At 57.2% G+C, this 23116-nt stretch carries 16 protein-coding genes and 3 pseudogenes; 9 read left to right on the forward strand and 10 right to left on the reverse strand.

What is annotated here, in order from left to right:
- Window positions 1-341 precede the first annotated feature (341 nt).
- From CWO91_RS23050 to CWO91_RS23075, 6 genes are all read left to right on the forward strand, one after another.
- Window positions 342-1823 carry a pentapeptide repeat-containing protein gene (locus CWO91_RS23050; protein WP_130216546.1) on the forward strand — a complete coding sequence of 494 codons (1482 nt, stop codon included), beginning with the start codon at window positions 342-344 and terminating at the stop codon, window positions 1821-1823.
- Between the two features lie 202 nt (window positions 1824-2025).
- A complete protein-coding gene (locus CWO91_RS23055; RefSeq protein ID WP_130216548.1) occupies window positions 2026-2907 on the forward strand; it encodes a pantoate--beta-alanine ligase in 882 nt (293 codons plus the stop codon).
- 336 nt (window positions 2908-3243) lie between these two features.
- Window positions 3244-4485 carry a cytochrome P450 gene (locus CWO91_RS23060; protein ID WP_130216550.1) on the forward strand — a complete coding sequence of 414 codons (1242 nt, stop codon included), beginning with the start codon at window positions 3244-3246 and terminating at the stop codon, window positions 4483-4485.
- 304 nt (window positions 4486-4789) lie between these two features.
- Complete coding sequence (locus CWO91_RS23065) at window positions 4790-5116, forward strand: hypothetical protein (protein WP_245471339.1); 327 nt, start codon at window positions 4790-4792, stop codon at window positions 5114-5116.
- Between the two features lie 618 nt (window positions 5117-5734).
- Complete coding sequence (locus CWO91_RS23070; protein WP_130216554.1) at window positions 5735-7984, forward strand: hypothetical protein; 2250 nt, start codon at window positions 5735-5737, stop codon at window positions 7982-7984.
- Window positions 7985-9042: 1058 nt separating this feature from the next.
- A complete protein-coding gene (locus CWO91_RS23075) occupies window positions 9043-10791 on the forward strand; it encodes an ABC transporter ATP-binding protein (RefSeq protein ID WP_245471340.1) in 1749 nt (582 codons plus the stop codon).
- A gap of 469 nt (window positions 10792-11260) precedes the next feature.
- Here the strand turns inward: CWO91_RS23075 and CWO91_RS23080 are convergent, their stop codons facing one another.
- Window positions 11261-12592, reverse strand: coding sequence for an MFS transporter (locus CWO91_RS23080; protein ID WP_130216556.1), 1332 nt, complete (start codon window positions 12590-12592; stop codon window positions 11261-11263).
- A gap of 368 nt (window positions 12593-12960) precedes the next feature.
- A pseudogene (locus CWO91_RS23085) lies at window positions 12961-13169 on the reverse strand (transposase); the annotation flags it as partial.
- 567 nt (window positions 13170-13736) lie between these two features.
- Between CWO91_RS23085 and CWO91_RS23090 the strand changes: the two are divergent.
- Together CWO91_RS23090 and CWO91_RS23095 are read left to right on the forward strand one after the other, a co-directional pair.
- Window positions 13737-15329, forward strand: a complete 1593-nt coding sequence (locus CWO91_RS23090) for a tryptophan halogenase family protein (RefSeq protein WP_208753063.1) — start codon at window positions 13737-13739, stop codon at window positions 15327-15329.
- A gap of 483 nt (window positions 15330-15812) precedes the next feature.
- Entirely contained in the window at window positions 15813-16508 is a 696-nt protein-coding gene (locus CWO91_RS23095; RefSeq protein WP_130216558.1) for a GntR family transcriptional regulator, read from the forward strand.
- On the opposite strand, the gene CWO91_RS23100 is transcribed toward CWO91_RS23095, so the two are convergent.
- From CWO91_RS23100 to CWO91_RS23120, 6 genes and pseudogenes are all read right to left on the reverse strand, one after another.
- Window positions 16417-18114: an ABC transporter ATP-binding protein gene (locus tag CWO91_RS23100; protein ID WP_130216560.1), complete on the reverse strand. Its 1698-nt coding sequence runs from the start codon at window positions 18112-18114 to the stop codon at window positions 16417-16419. The two genes, CWO91_RS23095 and CWO91_RS23100, sit on opposite strands and share 92 nt — an antisense overlap.
- On the reverse strand, window positions 18101-19759 hold the full coding sequence (locus CWO91_RS23105) for an asparagine synthase-related protein (RefSeq protein WP_130216562.1): 1659 nt from the start codon (window positions 19757-19759) through the stop codon (window positions 18101-18103). The genes CWO91_RS23100 and CWO91_RS23105 overlap by 14 nt, the downstream gene beginning before the upstream one ends.
- Window positions 19756-20313, reverse strand: a complete 558-nt coding sequence (locus CWO91_RS23110) for a lasso peptide biosynthesis B2 protein (protein WP_130216564.1) — start codon at window positions 20311-20313, stop codon at window positions 19756-19758. The genes CWO91_RS23105 and CWO91_RS23110 overlap by 4 nt, the downstream gene beginning before the upstream one ends.
- A gap of 75 nt (window positions 20314-20388) precedes the next feature.
- Window positions 20389-20535: a hypothetical protein gene (locus tag CWO91_RS43155; protein WP_165405645.1), complete on the reverse strand. Its 147-nt coding sequence runs from the start codon at window positions 20533-20535 to the stop codon at window positions 20389-20391.
- Between the two features lie 338 nt (window positions 20536-20873).
- Window positions 20874-21199: pseudogene (locus CWO91_RS23115) on the reverse strand (transposase); the annotation flags it as partial.
- A 319-nt stretch (window positions 21200-21518) separates the two neighbouring features.
- Window positions 21519-21953, reverse strand: coding sequence for an SET domain-containing protein (locus CWO91_RS23120; protein WP_130216566.1), 435 nt, complete (start codon window positions 21951-21953; stop codon window positions 21519-21521).
- A gap of 372 nt (window positions 21954-22325) precedes the next feature.
- Between CWO91_RS23120 and CWO91_RS43160 the strand changes: the two genes are divergently transcribed.
- Complete coding sequence (locus tag CWO91_RS43160; protein WP_165405646.1) at window positions 22326-22478, forward strand: hypothetical protein; 153 nt, start codon at window positions 22326-22328, stop codon at window positions 22476-22478.
- Between the two features lie 96 nt (window positions 22479-22574).
- Here the strand turns inward: CWO91_RS43160 and CWO91_RS23125 are convergent, their stop codons facing one another.
- A complete protein-coding gene (locus CWO91_RS23125) occupies window positions 22575-22766 on the reverse strand; it encodes a hypothetical protein (protein ID WP_130216568.1) in 192 nt (63 codons plus the stop codon).
- Window positions 22767-22886: 120 nt separating this feature from the next.
- Window positions 22887-23116, reverse strand: a pseudogene (locus CWO91_RS43770) (hypothetical protein); the annotation flags it as partial.

Genomic DNA, 23116 nt, shown 5'->3' on the forward strand with positions numbered 1-23116 from the left:
GGTTTGATGGAGAGTGATGTGGATTTGCCTATAAGAGCTGGCGAGACAAACCGCAATTTTTGGACATATCGGCACTGTCAAACGACCGTTGCGTTGTCAGCGTTGCCGGGCGCGGTGAACAATCGTAGCGAGCGGCAGTGGGGGGCACATGACGAGAATTCGGCTGACGTGCTGAAGCGTGCCGGCTGCGGAGGTCACCGACACATTAGGCGCCTCATCGACGCATCGTGTCGCCATTTCGCCGACGAGTTCGCCACAAGTCGCATAGCGTACCTCCAAGGCCGAGCAAAAAGAGGTCAATAAGAAGCCCCCCGTAATCCGCGCAATACGGAATCGTCGTCATGTCGCAAACGATCGGCGCTGATAGCCAGTGCACCGCGAATGAAGGGGCAGAGTACTGGTCAGATCCGAAAAACAACCTTTCATCAGATGGCGACTTTGTTCGGTACTGGAGCCGAGCTGCCGATCGGCTGCGCGCGGTGGCCGCTGTCGGGAGGCGAACCGAGGAGGCGATCAGAAGGACTGGGATTGGCTTGCAGCTATCCTCCGAAAACTTTAACGGTCATGACCTGTCAGATTTCCCGTTGCGACGCTGTACCCTCAATCGTGCGCAGCTCTACGGAGCAAAGTTGGATCGGGCAGACCTTTCTGGGGCGAATCTTATCTGTCCGGGCCTAGAGAGGGCAAGTTTCCTCGGGGCCAAACTCGATTTTGCGTATATGCATGCGATTGCAGCGCAGGTCTGCAACTTCGATGATGCCAGTCTGCGCAACGTCATTGATGCAACCGGCAGTCTGTTTCACGGTTGCAGCATGAAAAGGACACGCTTTGACAACGCGGTGCTCAGCGGACTTCTCGTTTACCAGTGCGACGCGAGTGATGCTGTATTTGATGGTGCGGAATTACAGGGTTCGACCATCAATGAATGCTTCCTTCCTTCTGCTTCCTTCCGCTTTGCCAAGCTGAGCCAAGTCACGATCACGAAGACGCATCTGGCGGATTGCTCGTTCTTCCAGTCAAAGGGCGACTGTTTATCGATCGTGCGTCCCACCTCGGTCGACGGTCTTGTCCTGGAGGGCGCTCATCTTCCCTATCTGAGACTATCAAAGGTGAGCGGCCGCATTGCGGCGAGAGCCCTGAGCGCTCCATTCGCTGATCTTCACCTGTCAAATCTTTCAAGTGCGGAGCTTGAGCAGGCAGACTTGACCGAGGCGCGGCTTCTGTCCGTAAGCTTGTCCGACGCGAACCTCGTCGGTGCTGTGTTGAACGGTGCCTCTATTCATTCCTGTCAGCTCGATGGAGCGGACCTGTCTCGGGCATCAGGCGAAAGCATTGCGATAATAGAGAGCACAATGCGAGCCGCCAAATTGACGGGCTTTCGTGGCCGCTGTGCCTTTGTGCGCGACTGCGATCTTGAACATGCAGACTTGTCCCAGGCTTACCTCTACAGGTCGATGATCACCGGTGATCCCCCGCAATCAATGGCATTGGATCACGCAAATCTCGAAGGATCCAATCTCGTTCAGGCATATCTCGCCGCGGGAATGACCAACAGCAACCTGGAGGCAACGCGCGTCGCATACGTTCGCATGAACCAATCGTCCTTGCGCGACGCGAACCTGAGCGGGATATCGCCGTTCCAGGCCAGCTTCGTAAAGGTCGACTTTTCGGACGCTAAGATAACCACATTCGAGCCACCGTTTTTTGCCGACCGATGTCCGGGACTGCAGGCCGCTTTGAAGGGTGATCAGCCGCCCGAGCCATCAAGCTATCTGGCTGAATTCTCATCGTTGATCAGACGCGGTCGAGAAGGGTCAACCTGACTGCTTTGGAAACCGCAAAATAGAAGGGACTACAGTGTCCGTGAGCTTAGAACAGGTTGATGCGGCGGTCCGAGCTGTGAGCGGGTGTTAAAGTTCTTTGGGCTCGTTGGCGTGCGCGGCCAATACGACACGCAGGGCGGACCTTCTGCGATCCGACCGATCAGAGCACTCTTTTGGCGTTCAAAGAAACTGGAGTAAGAAAATGCATCTGGCGTGTCTTTCCGCAGGCAAAGCGTTCATCCGGGAGGTGGCGAGAACAGGTCAGACTATTGGGACGGTACACACTCTAGGCGCCCTGCATCTTGGGCATGCAGAACTGATCAGAAGAGCGGCATCGGAGAATGACGTCGCGATTGTCACGGTCTATCCGAACAAGACCCAGCTTAGGCCAGGTGGGAGCTACGATTTCAATTTGGACGATGATATTGGACTTGCCCTGCGTGCGGGAGCAACTGCCGTGATTTCCTCGAACGACACCGAAATGTTCCCGCCCGGCTATCGAACGTTTGTATCGCAAGGCGACTATCATTTGCGTTTAGATGGGCCTGAGGCGTACTTGAAGGAAGCCGTTACCGGGGCAGTCCGCTGGATCTGTTATGCGCGACCAACTCGCAGCTACTTCGGCCTGAAAGATATCGGTCAGGCGATCCTGGTGAAGCGCGCCGTCGCAGACCTCCTTCTCGACTGCGAGATAAGGTTTGTGCCGACCGTGAGATACAAGAACGGAGTGCCCATTTCGTCGCGCTTGAGGCGATTTAGCCGCTCCGAGCTTGATGAGCTGTCGTGTCTCTTCACGGCACTCAACCATTCGAGGAAAGAGATCGCCCACGGCGCGTCGAGCGTCAAGGATCTGGTAGCGTCGGCTACATCTCAAATAGCGTTCCGACAGTTTAAACTGGATTTTGTTCGGATTGTTGGCGCTGATAGCTTCGAAGACCTGGAGCAGGTCAAGCTGCCTTTCATAATTGTTGGAGCGGCAATGGCTCATGGTCTCAGAGTCTTCGATAGTATCTACGTTCCAGATCAGGATACACTCCTGAATGGTCCTCAGGATGTCTGGATCGATCTGCCTGAACAGTCCTAGCCAGACGATTATGCAAAGTCGTGATTTCGACAAAAGTAGCCGCCCCGGCCGTGCCTGGACGCAGGGGCTATCCTATGACTGTGCATTCGGCTTGACGTTGCTTCCAGCGAACAGCCATCGTCCAACCAGCGGCGATAGCTCGCACCGATCCACTGAGTAGATCGACTTGGAAAGTCAATGCGATCCTTACTGCTCGATGTGGTAGGGGCGGGCTAGCTGGACCTTGAGATAGTCTGTTCGAGCGGCTCGTCGCAGCCAGACGCCACGGGAGCTCGAAACGGTGAATCGCGGCCTTGGATCCGTAAGCTCTCGAGAACAAAGTCTGCGGAGACGATCATGAAAAGGCGATTGGAAGATCATAGAGCGGACGACGGGTGTATTATCCCGCTGAGCAATCTGGATGTAAGCGACGCCAAGCGCTTTCAAGACGACAGCATCTGGGGTTGCTTCGAGCGGTTGCGAAGGGAAGATCCCGTTCATTACTGTCAAGACAGCCCTCATGGTCCATATTGGTCACTGACGAAATACCGGGATATCGTATCGGTAGATACGAATCACAACGTATTCTCGTCGGAGCAGGGTATCGCGATCGTCGACGTGCCTGACGAGCACTGGACCCCGAGTTTCATCAAGATGGGGCCTCCGAAACACGCCGAGCAGCGCAATACCGTAAGTCCGATCGTTGCACCGGAAAGCCTGACGAAGCTCGAAAGCCTCATCCGCTCTCGGGTTAGGACAATTCTGGACGGCTTGCCGCGCAATGATCCGTTCAATTGGGTGGATATGGTCTCCATCGAGTTGACAACGCAGATGCTCGCCACGCTGTTCGACTTTCCATTCGAGGATCGGCGACTCCTGACCTATTGGTCAGACGTAGCTGTTACAACTCCAAAAGCAGGCCACGCGATCGACAGCTGGGACAAGCGAAGCACAATTTTGTCCGAGTGCCTGGACTATTTCACCCGACTTTGGAACGAGCGCATCAATGCCGAGCCGCGCCTCGACCTGATTTCCTTGATGGCGCACTCGCCCGCCACACGCCATATGAAGCCGAGTGAGTTTCTCGGAAATCTGATTCTGCTGATCGTTGGGGGGAATGACACCACGCGCAACTCGATTACCGGCGGCGTCTTGTTCATGAGTCAGTACCCCTCCGAACTGCGAAAAGTAACCGACAATCCCAAGCTGGTCTCGAGCGCCGTGTCCGAGATTATTCGATACCAGACACCGATCGCTCATATGCGCCGCACCGCCGCGACCGATAGCATCGTAGGCGGGAAACAGATCAGGAAGGGTGACAAGGTCGTCATGTGGTACATCTCCGGCAACCGGGACGAAGAGATCTTTGAGAACGCCAACAGTTTCGTCATCGACCGCAAGAATGTGCGGCAGCATCTCTCGTTCGGATTCGGCATCCATCGTTGTCTTGGTCGACATCTTGCGGAGCTGCAGTTGAGAATCCTCTGGGAAGAGATTTTGGATGCGGGACTGAAGGTCAAGGTTGTCGGCGAACCTGAGCGAATTGCGTCCAACTTCGTGCACGGCTATTCCGCTCTCCCCGTGCAGATTGCAGCCTAAGGCCTGATCGCTCCGGTCTGGCAGCCGGCACGCGGTCGGGATGGGCTCGTCCTGAACCATCTTCGCTTCTGCAAGCAGCGAAGATGGTTTGATCGACGCGAAACAATTGCTGAATGTCGGGATCTCGTCATCAACCGGAAGACGTTTGAAGTGCCCCATGAGGAGCGATAGCGTGCGGACCGCTTGCAAGCGCCTGACAGGCCGAAAAGGCAACCGCCACGGTAACTCCGATGCCCCGTCTCCGTGCTGCCTTGGATAGCCGGAACCGTAGAGGCCGATGAACTTGATATTGAAGAGTGTAGCGGTGGCAGCGATTTTCCTTGGAGAAGCGCTTTCGATATTCGCCGAGTTGATTGCCTCAAGGCAATTTGGAAAGGCCGGCGGTCATCTGGCAATGTTGTTGCCGATGTTTCTCCTGGTATCCTTCGGTGGCATCCTCCTCGTTTGCGGATACGCACTGGGCTACATGCATCTGAAGAATATCTGGATCGTTGTCGCGATATCGGTGGGAGCTATTCTGGTAGTGGAGCCGATTCTGACGCTTCTGCTATTTCGAGACGTGCCGACGGCGGGTTCGCTGATTGGGCTGATGCTCGGTGCGCTTGGTACGCTCGCTGCCATATTTCTATGACGGTGATCTGACCGGGGCTTGATGGCGCCGGCTCGGCGAGATGTAGTTTGAAAAGGACTTGCGCAACGTCGAGTCTGCTCGAGGGGGAAATGTTGTTACGGATCGGCCTTCAGCGTCTCGTCACACTCGGTCTATGGCCGTTGGCTTGGTAAGCTCTTCGCTCGAAGTCGTCTTACCGATAGCGGGACGCGTGCGGTGGCCGTAGGTCTGCCGATCGATGTACGCTGGCCATTTCTGCTTGACCACAATTCGCCGTTCAGGAAGCGAGCGTTCTCCTGGCTGCTCCCTAGCGTTTGGGATGGCTTGGCCCGTTCTTGTGAAAAGAGCCACCGGCATAGGGGCGGGACTCTTCCGGATCGCTTCGCGGCCGGTACTGTCGCAGTCAACAGCAGATCTTAACCGGGGCACGTCAGGCCGCGGTCACGTCTCAGCTGATTATCCCGCAACAGTTATCCCGCATCGCTGTCTTCAGCAACACAGGAGGTGCGATGGAAAATGGAACCCTAGGCGACATCGGCTTTCTTGTGCATCCGGAAGAACGCTCTTGGTCAGCTAGTCGTCAGCCAGGCGGTCTATCCAGACAGGCTGCGCATTCTCGACTTTTATCGGAGATAAAATATGACGGGCATTGGCCGAGCTGGCACATCGCAGGTTGGGGCTGCAGGAGCCGACAGCACCGGGCAATTAAGCAGTTCGAGCCAGGAGCCCGGCCTCTTCCCGGGGGAACGCAGTCAATCCTTCGACGCCGTCCTGCAGCGGATGCGCTCCGGGCCTCAAGATAGAACTGCGGCGCTCGCGAACCCGCCACCAACTTCGGATGTGGCGGCGCCAACGCGGAACGAGATTAAGGCAGCAAAGCGAAAATTGGACAGCCTGCTTGAGGAGCTTGAAACTTGTCGTCGAGCGGCCAGGCACGCCCGGGACTTGCCCGAGGCGCAAGAGCTGATCGACCAAGTCGTCAGGGCAGGCTCAGCAGTTCTGGACCACTACGCCGATCTGCCCCCCGATCTGGCGCGTCGCATTCTGCCCGACGATCGGGCTCGTCGGCTCCGCGATGACACGCTGGACGCGGGCGACGAATGTAACCGCTTGGCCAAGCAGATTGTCGACAAGCTGGAGGAGAGCAGAAAAACAGCAACAGGCTGGCTCGAGAAAATCAGAGGCACCGCTACGCCCGACCAGCTGAGCCGCATGGTTGCAAGCGTGGCGGAACACTATGCGGCCTGCATGGAGTGGTGGGGAAAGAAGGCATTGCGCTCGGAGCGGATGCAGTCAGTCTGCGCGGCTACTGCCGACTTGGCAAGCGCTACGGCCGAGATGCGCAAGGCCGAAGAGGCCGCATTAAGGCTGCATACCGGCTGGGCGCTCAATACGAAGTGCATGTATCTGCAATCGCGGATCGCTCTTGCTCAGCTCTTGATTAACTCGCAAGCGAGCACGCTGGAACCAGACGTGCGCGGCGCCCTCATGGACGAGAGCGGGCGGGTGCGTCTGCTCGGGACCTTCATCGAAGATGTTTTTCCGGCGTTCGTATCGACCGCCGCCGCCGTTCTGAAGAGCGATGGAGCGGCGCTCGACGTTGAGCACCGCGTCGTTCTGGAAGGAGTCATGGAGCGGCTTTCGGAATTCGCATCGGGGGTGAGCTCCATGGTCGCCACGCTGAGGGAGGCCGGAACGGGAGCTGACCTTCCGTTGCAGTTGCTGGACGAGATCGTGGAAGGTGCGTGGCTTACGGCGAACGAAGTCATGCGGCTGCTGGCAGTGCAGCCACAGACGCCAGCCACGATTGAACCGCCGGCTTGGGCTGCGCTGCCGGAAAATACCGCCGTAGTGGGCGAAGGCAGTTTAGCGCGCAGAAAGGGCAAAGGAAGGCGCGCAGCGGCCGCAGGCGAGGGGAGTTCGACGGCCCGCCCGGCCGAGCCGCAACTCGCAAGGCCCGATGCCGCCACAGCCCCGACAGGCAAGGTTATCGTGCTCTCGGATCTCGGTACAAAGAAACTCGCGACCGCGGAGGAGGCACGCGCGAGGGCGTCAACCTCTGCCACCGAGCACCTCCAGATGTGGCAGGCTCCGCCGTCCAGGAAAGCACTGGCGGGATTGCTCGAGCGATTGGACGAGCTGCTGCAGTTCGATCTGCCGGCTCAGCAAAGCGCCGTCTCGCAAGCGCGCCAGATGAAGCCCGAGGACGCCGACCACGTCTTGGATCTCGTCATTAAGCGCTTGCAGACGCAGGCCGCCGAGATTGAGGCCTGTGTAGCCGCGCTGGAGGAGCCTCGCCGACGTGGCCTGCTCACGGCTGCGCAAGTGCCCGAAGTGCACGAAAAAATAGTCCGGCTCAAAGGGATGTGGTCCGAGGTGCAGGGACAGGCAAACTCATTGAACGCGCGAAAGGCAGCAATCACGAGCGATTGCATGAAGACCTATGCGTTTCCATCGCAAAAGTACCTTGAGCAGTTGTGGGCGGCGGGGGAACTGGCGTCAGTGGATCCACCGCGCGCCTTGAGGGAAGAGCCAGGGACGCTGTTCGAGATCAAGCTGCAGCCCAAGGCGCTGCGCAACGGTGCGAAGCCAAGCCCGATGTGGGTGCACATCCATACTAAGCGGCCGGTACATGCCTGGCAATTGGCAACGCTGGGCGATCGCGAATTCGCCGCTTGCCACGTGAAGTCCGACGAACAGCGCGGCTACAATCAGCACTGGCAGAGTGCTCGAGCCGCCGAGGGGCACGAGAATGTCGTGATCCACCGCGGGAAGCTCACCCCTGCGTTCTGTAGGTCGTTGTTGAGCACCGCCGCTGGCGGCCATGCGTGGCACCCCCTTCCCGATCCGGAGCACGTGTCGGCGCAGATGGCTCGACTGGGAATCTAGTGAGCTGGTTGTCTTGCGGCAGTGTGCCGTTTGGTGGCAGCTTTCATGCCTCCGGATCGGCTCGGCGGATTGCCTGAGCAGCACCGAGCCCCTTCGGGCTCCATCTCCCAAAAGGATGGAGCCTGGGGAAGAGAACACGCGCCACGGGATGCTTGTCAGCCGGCGATCCGGACAATTGTCGATCGCCGGACAAGCAAGCTGCCATTATGAGGCGTGGCGAAGATCGGCGCTCGGGCGAGAAGCTAGGCCACCGAGTGCGGCAGGCGGAGAAACATGGGCCTGATGCCGGCGGCGATCCGCTCGGATGTAACAGTGCTTTCGTCTGTCTGACCGCCGCGAACTGGCGCGCAAACCCGAGGCGGAGCTTGAACGGCCTGCGGATGGTCCGGATGCAAGGGAGCTAAGTATCCCGGGCCGCTTTGACGAATCGAATCGGGCGGTGCACAACAACGCTGCCTGATTGCTACTCTTGCATAAGGCTACGACGGCCCCAGCATCCCGCCTCCAGACCCCCGGAGGATGCTGGGGCTTGTCGTTCTTCGTTGAGCGCCTCAAGCCGAGTGACGTCGGAGCTGCTTCTCTTCAAATGACAATGGCGCCGAGCGCCGCCGAGAAAATTCCGTACATGGGCCCATGGTCAGTCATGTCCCTGCTTTTTTCAGTCGCCATCACGACCGACCAACGGTGGCATCGCCGGAAGAGTAGGCGATGCTTCCGCAGCCCGATCAGCTTGGCGGGGGCTGTCCACTGAGTCGTGGCGCGAGCTCACGACAGCAATCCGTATCATGGGTCTGAGCGATCTTTACAGCTCGATGCCGTGCGCCCAAGCACCCGGTGCATCACCTCTGATCTTGGACAACATGATCGAATTTTCCAGATCATCTATTCTCAAAGTCGCCTTGAGCATAAAATATGATCTCTCATGTGAGAAGACGCACGACAACCTACTAGAGTTGGTGAGTTGATGACGGTGCTGGACCGATTGATTTGAAGCCAAGCAATGGTACACAAAAGTAAATTCCGGTGAGCTTGCATGGAGCGTCTTTATGTGAGCTCGCATGGAATCGAAATCGTGCGAACAAGGCTATGTCGGCTCTTTCAGCCTAAGCAAAGCCCATTTACTCGATCCGCCGCAGGTCATGTCGAACGACAGCACGTTGTCACCGATTTCCGAAATTTTGCATGCGTACTGGCGGTCTGATCGGTGGTTGCTTCTCGTCGTTGTCGCAGTGGCGCTGATCTCCAGCGCGACCAGCGTCGCAGCGCCCTATGTATTTTCGTATCTCATTGACCGTCTCCCGCGCGGGCGAGACATGTCGGCGCTTGCGTGGGGGTTCGCTGGCTATGCGGTCCTACTCGGTGTAGCCTCCGCATTGCAGCGCATGCTCCAGTATCTCTCCTTTATGACAGCCGAGAACCTGGGCTTCATCGCTGCAACAGGCTTCTTCGATCGCATCCTGAGGAAAACCGCGGCTTTTTTTCTTGAGCACAATCCCGTGGAGATACAGAGTGCGGCCGCGCGCGGGCGTAGCGCGCTGACGGCGTTGCTCCAGCTTGGGACCATCGTCTTCATCCCTGCTGCAACACAACTTCTACTTACGCTCGCTACTCTCGGTGCGCGCCTCAATATCCAGATCGCTGCAATCGTTGTCGTCTATGGGGTAGTCGCGATTACATTGACGTGGAGTTCCACGCGTCGGGCGTACGTGTTCCTGAATCGGGCCAGCGAGGCCCGACAGGAGAATGAGCGTTTCGTTGGCAACGTCATGAACGCCATGGACACTTTGCGCTATTTCGGCAGTCATACATGGATGAGCCAGCGCTTTACAATGAAGGCGCGGGAGGTGCGTGACAACTGGCGAGCCTATGTGTTGCAACGCCTTGCCTACATCGCCGTGCTCGGCCCAGCCGTCGCGCTACAATTTGCGGTCACGCTTTTCCTTCTTATACCTGAATACCAGGTTGGCGCGGTCACCATCGGGGATATGGTGCTATTCAACACGCTTTTACTCCAGCTCAATATGCCATTCGAGATGGTTGCGCGAGCGATCTCTGACGTGGCGCGGTCGCGAGCCGACCTCATCCCTCTAACTAGGCTGTGGGTCGCACCAGAAGAGCGGCGAGCATTTCACGCTCAAGATTTTACCCCCTCCGCTGGCCAGCTATCTTTCGAGGGCATTGGTTATACCTACGACAACGGTCGTGGCGTCACGAACGTCTCGTTTATGGCTGGGCGCGGCGGGATCACCTTCCTTGTCGGTGAATCCGGATCGGGAAAGTCGACAATTTTTAAGCTCGTCTTAAAATCGATTGAACCGGACTGTGGTCGTATTCTGCTAGATGGAACCGATATAGCGGGCATCGATCGCGCGGATTGGTATGCCGCAGTTGCTGTCGTGCCGCAGGACGTGATGTTGCTCAATGAGTCGCTAGCCGACAACATCCTACTAGGACGGCCCCGCAACGAGGTGCGCCTTCGCGCTGCCTCGGAAAAAGCCGCTATTCTCCCCTTTATCGAGGCTTTGCCGGCAGGATTTGACACAGCCGTTGGAGAACGCGGTTTGAAAATTTCCGGCGGGGAGCGCCAGCGTATTGCTATTGCCCGCGCGCTTTATGGCGAGCCGGCGATCCTTCTTCTCGACGAGGCCAGCTCCGCGCTCGACGAACAAACCGAGCGGGACATTATGGACCATATCCGCACTCTAGCCAAAGATGTGACGGTGTTGGCGATCACTCATCGCAGAGGCGTCGTTTCTACAACCGACGTCGTGATCGACCTGACCGACTGCGGCTTGTCAGTGACATAGGCGAAGGGAATGATCAGCCCGGCGCGTTGACTGTCTGCAATTGAGGTTGCATTGCTGGACGAGATGTCTTGGCAGCTCAAGGAGCTACCCACGTCGTAGAGACGATCCTCGGCATCTATGACGGAGTTTGCGACCCCTGCTCCGGTGGACGCGAAATATTCTTGGGCGCCGATTGCCAATATTCGCCCCGACCCCGGGGCTTGGCATTTCGGACAAGCGGCCATCCGCGCCTCGTGGGCGGCAGGCGCTTCGTCGATCGGGTCGTGTTAAGCGCCGCGAGCACCCGACAGTCTGATGGCGCTGGCAACAGTCGACAAGACTCCTGAGTGCTGTCGGAGCCGTCCGTGCAGTCGGTGCTCTCGATGGCCGCGACCGACCGCATCAAAGGCGGCGACGTACATTCTTGTTGGCCAGCGCGAGGCAGCGCGCGATATCATCCGGAAGTGACCCGTGATCACATTGTGCGGCGCTATGACGGGCTTTTACTTGTGCGCAGAGTTCTAAATTTAAGTGGTGCAGTCTCCGGCATCATGAGCATGGCAAAGAGTCCGGCCGCGCTAGCGACAAGCATGTACCAGGCGGGCGCGAGCGCGCTCCCGGTAAGGTGGATCAGCCAGGTGACGACTGGTTGAGCTGTGCCTCCGAAAATCGCTATCGCAAAAGCGTAGATCGTCGCGAAGGCGCCACCACGAATGTTCTTGGGCAAACCTTCGGCCATGCTCACATAGAAGGCGCTATACGGAATCGTTCCGATCAGGGTGAGCGCGCCGAGACCTCCGAGAAGTGCGAGGGCACTGCGGCTCTCTGCAATCCACAAGAATACCGGATAGGTCATCAGCAATGCAGTGACCTGCGGCCATATCATGATGTGCCGACGGCCTGCGCGGTCTGCGAGCCAGCCGCCCAGCAGTGCGGCAGCAATTCCTACCGTATTGCTGATGAGCGTGGTACCAAAGGCGAGAGGCGCGGAAACGTGCAGGGTGTTCAGCGCATAGGTGGTCATATATCCCGTGACATAAGTAATGATCGTGCAGCTGGCCAAGATGACAAATCCCAAGCTCATGATTCGGCGAGCGGCAGGCGATCTCCCTACAGGTTGCATGACTAGAGCCGGCGCCTCGGGGCGGTGCAACGTTTCGGGCAGGCCGCTCCGGAACCAAAGTCCGAAGGGTAACGTAGCGGCGCCGAGCAACAGCGCGATCCGCCATCCGTACGCATTGAGTGCCTCGCTCGTCATGGTGAGGGAGAGTATTACTCCAACGAGCGCTCCGGCCGTCGCAGCGATCTGTTGGCTGGCGGGTTGAAACGAGACAGCAAGACCGCGTCCTTCGGTCGGGGCCGCTTCCATCAAATACGCGGTCGTCGGACCAACCTCACCGCCCAGCGCGAAGCCCTGCACTAAACGTGCGAAAATGACCAGCAGCGGAGCGGCAATTCCTATTGTCTCGTACGAGGGCGTAACAGCCAACAACAGGATCGCGGCGCTCATCATGGCAAAGCTGGCGGTCATCGCGGGCCGGCGGCCGGCCCGATCCGAATACGAGCCGAGCACGATGGCCCCGATCGGTCTGGTCACAAAACCCGCGCCGAAGGTTGCGAGCGACAGCATGAGGCTGGCGAACGGGTCGCTTGCCGGGAAGAACGCTTGGCCGATCTGGATTGCGAAAAAGCTATAGGTCCCGAAGTCGTAGAATTCGAGAATATTGCCGATCGTTGCACCCAAAACGGCGCGGCGGGTTAAGCGTTGGTCTGCGGCATCGAGGACCGAGTCCGGCTTCTCCTGAGTAAATTGCTTGGCCATCCTCGATCCGTGTGAAGCGCGATCGCTGGCCTGAGCATTTCGACCAGTCAGGGCGCGCACGTTCCACTCCACTTGCCGCACACGTCTCTACCTTGATGATCTGGCACGGCTAGTGCGCCAGTCCACATTTAGACTGAAGCGTTGTCAGGACGAAGCTCATGATAACGTGTGCAATAAAAATGCCTGCCTCTTGCGACCCCATTGAACCCTTGAACTGATCGCGCCCTTGCCAGCAAAGACAAATAAGAGAACCCGCCGCAGTTGTCGCGCGGCCCCAGACATTGCGCTGCTGTGCAGTGGCGGGTTTGCGACAAAATTGGCGGGCGCCGAACAGGTGGCGCCTGCTCTGATCTTGCGATCGCAGCCGTCAGGTAGCAATCGGCGACGACTCCGCACCAAAGGTGCGATCGGACAAGCTCGAGTTGCTTCAACCGTCGCATCTCGGTCGGCAGCAATCCGTGGTACTTCCTTTTCCAGTTGAAGTAGGTCGCCTAGCTGACTCCGGCCCTGCGGCAGATCTCCGCAACCGCAACCGTTTGAGAATGAACGCCTTCTTGGAAAATTTTGAGGCCTTCATCAACTGTCGCTCCTCCCAGCCGAGAGGATTCGGCGGCGAAAGCTCTAGCCAAAAATGTCCAGTTTGCCGGCCTCAGATCACTTGAATCGCACGCAGCGTCAGGTTGTATCTCAGATAGGTGGGACGGTCACCGACCACGCGAAGGCTCTCCAACGACCGACACGGATTGCGAATGTCTCAACTCTTAGGCTCACGCCGCGGGAATCCCGTCATCAGCGAAAAGCAGGGCGGTTTGGACGGTCTCAACGCTCTTCATTAGCAATGGTGGCGGTGTTGTTCACCCGATGCAAGCCCCTTCCGCCTTCGAATGCACCTGGGAGCACCAACACGACGCCATTACGCAAGTGGAGGCTTGCGAATTGCCGATGCTGATCTCTCGTTACGAACGCGGCTGCGCCTTCAAACGCGGTTATGAGCCATCGCCTTTAAGGCGGGATAGCTTCAATCTCACAAGCGGTGAAATCCTCCCCTGACCTCGACGCGAGCGTGCCAAGCGATGCTCTTATCGATCGAGCGGAGCTGGAGCTCTGCACCGATTGAACAACTTTAACAAACGACTAACATTTGATGAACGAAACGGCAGCCATGATGACCAGCGAATCTATCGTGATTTTGGGCGGCGGGTCGGCAGGATGGATGACTGCCGCCTATCTCAAAAAAGCGTTGAGGGGTGTCGATATCGCGCTTATCGAGTCTGCTAACGTTGGCACCATTGGGGTTGGTGAAGCCAGCTTCAGCACAATGAAATTATTTTTTGATTATCTTGGCCTTGATGAATCGGAATGGATGCCACCGTGTAATGCTACCTATAAGCTCGCGATCAAATTCACCAATTGGACCGCTGGGGGCGGTCATTTCTATCATCCGTTTCAACGCTATGAGGTCATAGACGGAAACAATCTTGGCGAATGGTGGTTACACCTAAAGCCTAATGAGGCACCATTCGATTCCGCCTGCTTTAGCACCCCCTCTCTATGCGAGAACAACAGATCTCCAAGATACTTGAATGGTGAAGTCTTCGATCACAAGGTCAAAACCACCTTCAATTTTGCTAGCGAGGCGCCGCCAAATACATTCCTGTCTGATCACCGGTTGCAGTACCCTTATGGGTATCATTTTGAAGCCAGTCTGCTCGCGAGCTTTCTTAAGAATTATGCGACGGCGCTTGGCGTTCGGTGCATCAAAGACGATGTCGAAGACGTGCTTCTCTCGAGTGATGGTTCGATCGATTGTCTCAGGACGCGCAGAAATGGGGCAGTGAAAGGATCGCTTTATGTAGATTGTACCGGTTTTCGCGGTCTCCTCATCAACCAGGCACTCAAGGAACCGTTCGTTTCGTTCCAAGACGTCTTGCTGAACGACCGCGCGATAGCGCTGCAGGTCCCCTACCAAGCCGACACATCAAATATCCAGCCCTTTACCTCAGCCACTGCTTTACCGTCCGGCTGGGTGTGGAATATTCCTCTCTATAATCGCGTGGGGACCGGCTACGTCTATTGCAGTCAGTTCATCTCTTCCGAGCAAGCTGAATCTGACCTTCGCGCACATTTAGGTCCGCGCGCGAAAGATTGCATCGCAAATCACATCAAGATGCGAATCGGCCGTTGCCGCAATTCTTGGGTCAAAAACTGCGTCGCAATCGGTTTGTCCTCCGGTTTCGTAGAGCCACTAGAGTCGACCGGGATTTTCTTCATTCAGTTCGGCATTGAGGAGCTCCTACGTCATTATTCAGGTTCCACGACGGACCCGGACGTAGTGGCCGACTACAATAGGATCATTGCCGATTGCATCGATGGGGTGCGCGACTTTCTTGTCCTTCATTATCGCGCTTCTGATAGGGCTGACACGCCGTTTTGGAAGGCGACAAAGGAGATCTCTGTACCTTCCTCGGTGGATCAACGTCTTGCACTTTGGAAAAAGCGGCTTCCGAACGAAAGGAGTATCAACTCGTGTTATCACGGCTTCGAATTCTACTCGTATTCTGTGATGCTGCTCGGGTTGCATTATCGACCCGTGAATAGCTTGCTTACTCTGCGGCACTCTAACGTAAGCGCTGCCGTAGCGGCATTCCAAGCAGTGCGGGATCGGACAGCCGAGTTAGTCCGCACATTGCCGAGCCATTTGGAGTATCTTCAGCATCTTCGGCGAGCGAGGAACTGAACTGGACTCCTGATTTTCGACCAGCGGATTAGGTGGTGCGGATGCCGTTCAATTTTGATAACGAGCGGACCACGAAGAGGAACGGCGGAACTCAATCTCTCCATGCCGCCCGGCTCGTTGGTCATGATCAAGGAGGGCCGCGAGTGCCGACGCAACATCGTGAACAACGAAACCAACATGTTGGCGCCGACATCTGCATTCGTGGCAGCGATGCTGCTTCTTGGGCGAGTTGCACAATAGAAGAAATGCCGCTCGATCATCGCCTCTACCCGTTCCGACCGCCGATTCCGCTTTGGACATACCCAGGTCGTACTCTGCGGCAGAGCTTCGTGGCCCCGGCGGAAGCCCTGCCATGGCGGCCTACCCCAGCAGCCATTTCGCCACGGACCGGACCGCTCATGGGTTCCGGGGCGGCATAAGCTATGCCAAGAGGTGAGGCCCCCTTGGCCGCCTCAGTCAGGACGGTTGAACGGGCGAGTAATCATGGCTTTTGAGACACAGCATCCAGTATTCGAGGCCTTGCGCGAGCGTCTATTATTGGGCCATTGGCTACCCGGCACAGCCTTGAAGCCTGCCGATATTGCCGATGAGCTTCGCGTCGGCATTTCGCCCGTACGAGAGGCTTTGATACGGCTGACTGAGCGCGATGTGGTGCAAAATGTCGACCACAAGGGATTCAACGCCAGGCCGATCGACCCACACCAAGCCATCCTGTTCTGCAATATGCTGTCGCAAATGTATGTCGATAGCATCAGCGATTTCACCAAGGCGAAGCTGATCGACGAAGTGGCGGCAAGCTTCTGCGGTGAAATTAATCCCATTTACGCAAGCAATGCGGATCCCGCCAAGCTCTTCTTGAAAGTAGGCGAGTGCTATCGGCGCGCGTTGCTGGTCAAACAGCATCGCCACATTGCGGATCACGTCGCGGACGTCGTTTATGTCTACCTTTCACGCGCCATGGGAACGCGTACGTACTACAGCGATTTGCTTGTCGAAAGCCAAACTATTAGTGCGTTGATGGTCGAAGGGCAGCACAAGGCCGCGGCCCGTGCCATTCAGGGCTTTTTCAGACGCCGGGTCACGGAAGTTATGCGAGCACAGGCGAGGCTCTCGCGGATGCCGACCACGACAAATCTAGCACGGAGTCATGTGAACTTATCACGGCCCGGCGGTGCGTAATTGCTATGATCGTCGTGTCCGACGCGAGTTGCCGAAGTTCGTCGAAGATTCCGCGCTCAGTCTGCTCGTCCAGTCCGGAACTGGCCTCGTCGAGGAGCAACAGCCGGGGCCTTGCGATGAGTGCACGGGCGATCGCAAGGCGCTGCCTCTCGCCGCCGCTTAGCAATTGGCCCCGTTCGCCGACGCGGTAGTCCAAACCGTCCCGCAAGGAGGTCACCTTATCAGCCAGATGGACGCATTCTAGCGCGTGGAACACGTCCGCATCGGAAAACGGGCGGCCCAGCAGAACGTTTTCGCGGATACTCAGATTCATCATCATGGGCTCTTGGGGCACGTAACCTACCTGCGCCAAGTAATCTTCCGGATCGATCGTGGCCAGGTCCAGGGAGCCAACGCGTACCAGGCCGCTGTAGCCTTGATGCATTTTTAGCAGGAGTTGCATAAGCGTCGACTTGCCAGCGCCCGACCGTCCGATGATGAAGTTGATGACGCCGGGCTTGAACTCGCCCGTTATCCCAGAGAGAAGCGGCGAGGCGGCTCGCTCATAACCAAACGAAAGCGCGCTGATGGAAATGGTGAGTGAGCCCGATATCGGCATAGTACGCTTGAGCATAGCGGGTCGTGCCGCTGGGGCATGTGCATCAAGCAGCGCCTGCAGCGGTCCGGCCATGCCGCGCGCAACGATGATGTCCCGAATTGACATGCCGATAAGCTCGAACGGCCGGTTCAGTTGAACCAGGATCATGCTCACCATGACGAGCCCACCTATCTCGCCTGACCGCTCATAGAGCCACAGCGAAAGCCCCAAGATCGAGGCATACTGAACGAACAAGAGGGTGGCTTGCAAAGCGCCATAGCGCAATCGGACACCATAGAACCTGAGCCAGGCTCGGCGCGTGGCGGTGGTCTGGCGATCATACAACTCAGCGATCCAGGGTTGAGCGCGAAACACCCTGATCGAAACGATGTTTTCGATTGCATTTCCTAAAACGTTCGAACCCTCGTTACTTGAGGCCTGCGCCTGAGCCTGATACATCTTTGTAACGCTATTGCTTTTCCACGTTATCAGTACGAGGACGGCGCCGTAGGCTACGACGAACAGCGCCACAAACCAATTGGCGGCTCCACCGACGGCAAGGAACGAGAACGCAACATCGGCGACCCCGCCCATCAGCACCATCAAATAGAGCTGGATGTAGATCTTATTGGACTGGTGCCAACTCTCTACCATTGCCGAAATCTTGCTCGGATTGTTTTGAGCAAACAGCGATCCCTCGGCGCTCACCAGAGCGGCCATGATCTTCTTGCTGGAGAGATTACGAACGTCCTGTTCGAGCCTGTTCGACAGAACCGCCTTGACCTCCTGCAAGCACCGAGCAAGCGCGGCCGTAACGGCAAACAGCAACAACAAACTGAACGTATAAAGCGGCGGCGCGCTGGCCAGCCGGGCGACGGCCCGTGAGAACAAGAGCGGCCCGGCGACCGTGCAGGCGGACGCTGCAATGGTCGTGAGCAGGAAGCCCACGACAAGAAGGCGAGAAGATTGCAAGCTCGTCTTGATGATGTCCCATTGGAGCGGGGGTAAGAGCGGCTTACCCGAGTTCATGAAGGTCCATCCAATCGGCAACAGCGCAGACACGAACGAGTGCAAACGCTGAGTCGTAAGACAAATTGTCGATAGCAGAACGGAGGAGATCGGGGGAGATCAAGCCGTGTCGATACAATGCACTACGCTCGACACGTGACGCCAAGGTACCATATTCGTACCGCATTAGCATGTCGCGCCCGGCACCTTTGCCAACACGATAATAGATCTCGTCGGGCAAGTCTTCCCGGAAGGCCTCGCGCTCAAGTGCACGATCAATTCCATTTGAGTGGTGATGTCGGCGAGCCGTGAGGAGACCCGCCTTGATGAGCGGCCAGAACACAAAGGCCTTTCGCTCTTCTACCGCAATGTCTCGCAGTGCGATGCGATTGAGCTCCGCATTACGCATGCCGAAGAACTGAAACAGTCGCGTCGTCGGCAGGTGGCGTAGGGACCTGGCGCCAGGTACGAGCTCTGCACGGATATCCGGCCGCACTGATGCGACAGGCGACTGCGGAAATCGAAGATCACCGAACATATGCCGGCGTAAGTCTCGGCTGCTCTGACCGGTGATCACGTCGCGAAGAACACGCCAAAAAGACGCTCGAGCCTGAATCGCAAGGCCGGCGAGCTCACGCAATGCCTCTCCTGGCGATCGGGATTCGGCAAGTAGCTCTCTGGCCATCGTCAAGCGGCGCATTCTGAGAAATAGTTGATCGCCTCCATCTCCTGTGAGCACCAAGCGCGATCCTGCAGCCTGCGCAGCCTCGTGAAGTTGAGCCGTTGTGGCGATTGTGGCGGCTAGCTTACAAGGTCGCGGCGTTGGAGCCAGCAATTCTGACGATAGGTGGGTCATCGACGAGCGAGCATTCGCTTCGACATAGGTTGGCGCGCCGCCCACCTGCTCGGCTAGTGCGGCAAAAAAGAAGCGTTCGTCACCATTGACGTCCGTCTCTGAGTAGCTGTTCAGGAGGGAGAGGGGCCTATCTCGATGGAGGTCGGCCGCAGCCAACGCCACTACCGACGAATCAAGGCCCCCGGAACATTCAATGCTGAAAGCACCGCCGTAGCGGCGCGTTTTGTGAGCGACGCTCGCCGAGATCAATTGGCGAAAGCTGGCCACGTCATCCTCGAAAGAGACCGCCGACGCGTTGAGCCTAGCCACGGCGCCCGCCAGAAAATCGACTTGCCGAAAGGTGCCACTTGAGACGATGAGCGCCGCGCCACTCAGTAGCTCGAAAATCCCACACAACCCTGTTTCCGGGGTCAACCAGGACGCGTTGCATATCAGGCCGGTCAAATAGCCAAAGTTGAAGGCGCGGCGTTGCGCCAAGGCGGCATCTGGCAGCTTCAGTCCTGCCCAGCACTCAATCACATCATGTCTGACCTGGTAGAAGATGGAGATTTCCGAGAAAGGGGGGCGTACGATCGCGATGCCACTTGGCGCGCGAACAATGAAAGCCGCATCGCCAGCGTACCGCTCCTGCAGCAGAGCCACAATCTCCGGCAGAGACGTGCCTTTGAAGTGTGTTGGTTCCAATTGAGTCGGCATGCCGGTGTCGGCGTCAACAATATCGTTGAGCACCGTGATTTCCACGCGGCCGTTTACAACGATGGTGGCAAGCTCCTTGGCTGAATCCAAGAGCCAATCTGCATTGAGTCTCATTTCTCGAATCTCAAGATGACGCTGTACTCCTCCACAGCACGCTTCGCGTCGTTCAAAATGAGATCGCCAGATTGCAGCCAGGCGTGGGCTCTGAAAGGTGGCTGCTTCACACCCACGAGGAGCTCGAGCGATGCGATGTAGGGATAGAAAAAGAGATACCCACCCACGGAATCCTCAAGACAGCGCGGGCGGCGGAACCGAAGATTACGCAGATGTTGGAATACGCTGGCGTAGTAATGGATTGTTTCGACTCCCACGGACACCGGTGCCGTACCGCGACGCGAGGCACGTAAAAAGTCGAGTTGACGAACGATGGTCTGGCCGCGAACGACGCGAGCAGCATGAGCCGCACGCGCATAGTGCCACACCAGATGGAGGGGTGGGAAAAAGGCTGGCGGTGAACTCAGGCAATCGCGCAACTTTGCCGTCGTCTCGGTTAGCCGTTCACGCTCCTCCGGACAAGCTACAGATGTGGTAGCCATGCTGTAACGATTGGATTGCAGGTCGAGGCTGATCCAACGCCCGTTAGACCACGCATGAAATATGTCGCTCACAGCAGCGATCCCTTGCCCACTGCGCCCTCAAACTGATGGGATGGGCCGAAGCCCATCCCATCAAGACGATCCGCGTCAATCGGAATCATCCATGTAATAATAATCGCCGGTCGTGTGTTCTGCGCGCCACGAACCCCCAAAGCCTTTTGTGAGCTCGGTGGCGTCCCCGACGTCCTGCACCGTGTCATTGATAGCGGTGTCATTGATAGCGGTTGTATTCATCCACTTTCTCCAGAGTGACCGGCATATCGCCAGCGCGCGGAAGCTAGCATCGTGACATAAAATAGGGCTTTTATTTTTTGAGTATGATGTCGACCGATTCGAAAAATAGTTTGACGTTGCGGAGGATGCGGGATTTGGGCGACGAGGCAATTAGGTGGCGCGTTTGCGGCCAGCGGCCGAAGGAACGATGATTCAATCACCTATGATCATACGTACCCTGAGCCTTCCAGGATTAGTCCGAGGGGAAGGTTTCATCGCCAGGTTTCATCAACAGTCGCGTCTTACAAATTCCAATAGGCGTTAACCGCAGGTCTCACGCACCCTCAGGCTCAATCCAGGTTGAAGTTGCGGAAGTCCGCAATCGTCTTGTGATCGGGAGCGAGCCGACCCATCAGCCATATCACCTCGACATTGCGCCCGGCCTCTCGTTCTGGCCGCCGGCTCGACTGCCCCCGGTTTAGATAGCCGCAATGTAAAGCTTGAGGAGCATCGAGGGATGGTACGACGGCCGACCGGTGGCCGCCGGCTCCGCAACCTCAAGGCTCATCTCAGCCAAACCGAGCGCATCGACAAGTACGTCGATCACGCGAACCGGGTTGCTCTCGTCAATCAAGTCATCGAGGCATTCGGGCGCCGCGTCCGCTCCCACGATCTGCCTCTTCATGAAGCGCCTCATCAATTCCCTTAAAGACTCCCAGGGGATCGTAGCAGCAGCCCAGTGTTTTCGCTGCCAGGACGCGTTGCGGACTTTAGCCAGTAAGCGAGTCAGTAACGAAGCCTTAGGTTGGCACAACAGATGTAGTGAACTCCACGTAGGAGGGCTCCCAACGTCATCGAAAGCGCGTTCGTGTGCGCCAAAGGGCGTCGAACAAGATCGCCCTCAGCATGATCTTCAACTCGCGTCGTCTCGATGGGGACAACCGCGGCCGAAACTCTCCCCGGTGTAAATTTGCCGACGGAATCAGCGTCGCCAGACCGCAAACTCAATCCAACGCCGCCTGGCGCCTTCCGGCACCAAGATTCGGCGCCAGCTCTTTAACCCACGATAAGTCGCACTTTGGATCGAAAGACAAGTAATCGCAAGTCAGTTCTTCACCCGGTTGTACGTCACAGGCTGTGAAAATTCGGCAATGATCGTCATGATATGTGTTTGGCTGACTGCTGTGATTCATGAAACGGGCATTGTCAGCATTGTACTCTACAACACCATCATCAACATCGAGGTCTCTTGGATAGGCATGCTTGTCAAGTAAAGCTTGAAATGTTGGAGGTAAAGTTTCGTACTGTTCAGGCGTCACGGCAATATCAACGATTGGATTATGAATCCAAATTAATGTATCTTTAGGTAGAAGAGTAGCAGAGAAAAGTCCAATACCGCCAAACTGGTCTGGCTTCAAAATGGTTTCAACAATCAACATTGAGATATCTCCAAACGAACACCCAGCAAGCTAACTGACCTGAGCCCCGCAAATCTTCTGCAAGAATTGGTAGGGTCGTTTAATCGCGCCTCCGCCACAATTTCGATTTTTCTTCGATCTCTGCACTTTTTTCGGCGCTGCTGCTGTCGGATCAGGATCTCAGCGAACTCGATCGGCGAGCGTCGGTGGCGTAGTTGGGAAGGTCTATGCACTGCTCTCAGGGGTTTCAGCGACTATCTGCCTCAAAAAAATAAGAAGGGCATTGCTGGCGGAGGCGCTGGATGTCAAGAGCTATAACCAGGACACGAGCGGTGGCGGCAACGTCGGGCAGCACTGGCTCAGCTGCGGAAGTCATCGGTCGGCGCTAAAGCGATGGAGATCGCGCTCGGTATCCCGACCATTGCTGATCCCGAAGATACGGCACTGATAGACTCCAGGCGGATCGACGACGCCGCTGCGCAGCGCGGCGTTGGCCAGAGGAGCTTTCTGCGGAAGGCCACGACCAGCATGTGCATCTGGGGCTGATGGACGCCGACCAATCGTCTGCCTCGCAGTCAGCTCAGTCGACCCGGGGTTGCAATGGAGCGCAGGAAACAGCCTCTTTCGCCGAGGATGCTTCCCTTACTTTCGGGGCTTGAGGAGGCCCTTCTCGAGGGCAATGCCGCCAAACGTACCGGCAAGAACACCGTTGGCTTTCTTCGCAGCTTTGGCCGCTGGCTCTTCGCAAATAACAAAGAACCGATGGCTGTTCGGCTCAAAGAGGAGTCGCTGAGCGATGATGCACGCAAGTTCATCGGGACGGGTGGCACTCATCTGCACCACCCAGAACTTCGCCGAGCTCGCAAGAGTCGCGGGAGCAAACTATCGTCCATTAACAACCCGATACCAGAGCTATCTGGACGGGCTCCTAGCGTCGGGAGTGTTCCTCGGCGTCTACATTCGTGGATGATGGATGAGCCGAACGTCGTTGGGCCCTCCCGGCCCCAAGAGGGCGGTGTAGCGCTCGCCGCGAATGTCATATTGTTTTACCGGCTGCGCAGCGTCCGGCAAGAGGCCCCAGCGGCCGAGCTTCGAGACCATCGTGTGCGGGGCGGGTTGGGTGCCGTGCGAAAAGCCCTCGGGAACGGCGAATGATGCAGCATAAATCTCGCGGACCGCGGGGG

This window comes from Bradyrhizobium genosp. SA-3, from assembly GCF_004212635.1.
Taxonomy (GTDB): domain Bacteria; phylum Pseudomonadota; class Alphaproteobacteria; order Rhizobiales; family Xanthobacteraceae; genus Bradyrhizobium.

Coding starts and splice junctions, on each gene's coding strand:
- CWO91_RS23050 (WP_130216546.1), top strand. CDS start 342: ATGTCGCAAACGATCGGCGCTGATAGCCAGTGCACCGCGAATGAAGGG.
- CWO91_RS23055 (WP_130216548.1), top strand. CDS start 2,026: ATGCATCTGGCGTGTCTTTCCGCAGGCAAAGCGTTCATCCGGGAGGTG.
- CWO91_RS23060 (WP_130216550.1), top strand. CDS start 3,244: ATGAAAAGGCGATTGGAAGATCATAGAGCGGACGACGGGTGTATTATC.
- CWO91_RS23070 (WP_130216554.1), top strand. CDS start 5,735: ATGACGGGCATTGGCCGAGCTGGCACATCGCAGGTTGGGGCTGCAGGA.
- CWO91_RS23075 (WP_245471340.1), top strand. CDS start 9,043: ATGGAATCGAAATCGTGCGAACAAGGCTATGTCGGCTCTTTCAGCCTA.
- CWO91_RS23080 (WP_130216556.1), bottom strand. CDS start 12,592: ATGGCCAAGCAATTTACTCAGGAGAAGCCGGACTCGGTCCTCGATGCC.
- CWO91_RS23090 (WP_208753063.1), top strand. CDS start 13,737: ATGAACGAAACGGCAGCCATGATGACCAGCGAATCTATCGTGATTTTG.
- CWO91_RS23095 (WP_130216558.1), top strand. CDS start 15,813: ATGGCTTTTGAGACACAGCATCCAGTATTCGAGGCCTTGCGCGAGCGT.
- CWO91_RS23100 (WP_130216560.1), bottom strand. CDS start 18,114: ATGAACTCGGGTAAGCCGCTCTTACCCCCGCTCCAATGGGACATCATC.
- CWO91_RS23105 (WP_130216562.1), bottom strand. CDS start 19,759: ATGAGACTCAATGCAGATTGGCTCTTGGATTCAGCCAAGGAGCTTGCC.
- CWO91_RS43155 (WP_165405645.1), bottom strand. CDS start 20,535: ATGAATACAACCGCTATCAATGACACCGCTATCAATGACACGGTGCAG.
- CWO91_RS23120 (WP_130216566.1), bottom strand. CDS start 21,953: ATGTTGATTGTTGAAACCATTTTGAAGCCAGACCAGTTTGGCGGTATT.
- CWO91_RS43160 (WP_165405646.1), top strand. CDS start 22,326: ATGGAGATCGCGCTCGGTATCCCGACCATTGCTGATCCCGAAGATACG.
- CWO91_RS23125 (WP_130216568.1), bottom strand. CDS start 22,766: ATGAGTGCCACCCGTCCCGATGAACTTGCGTGCATCATCGCTCAGCGA.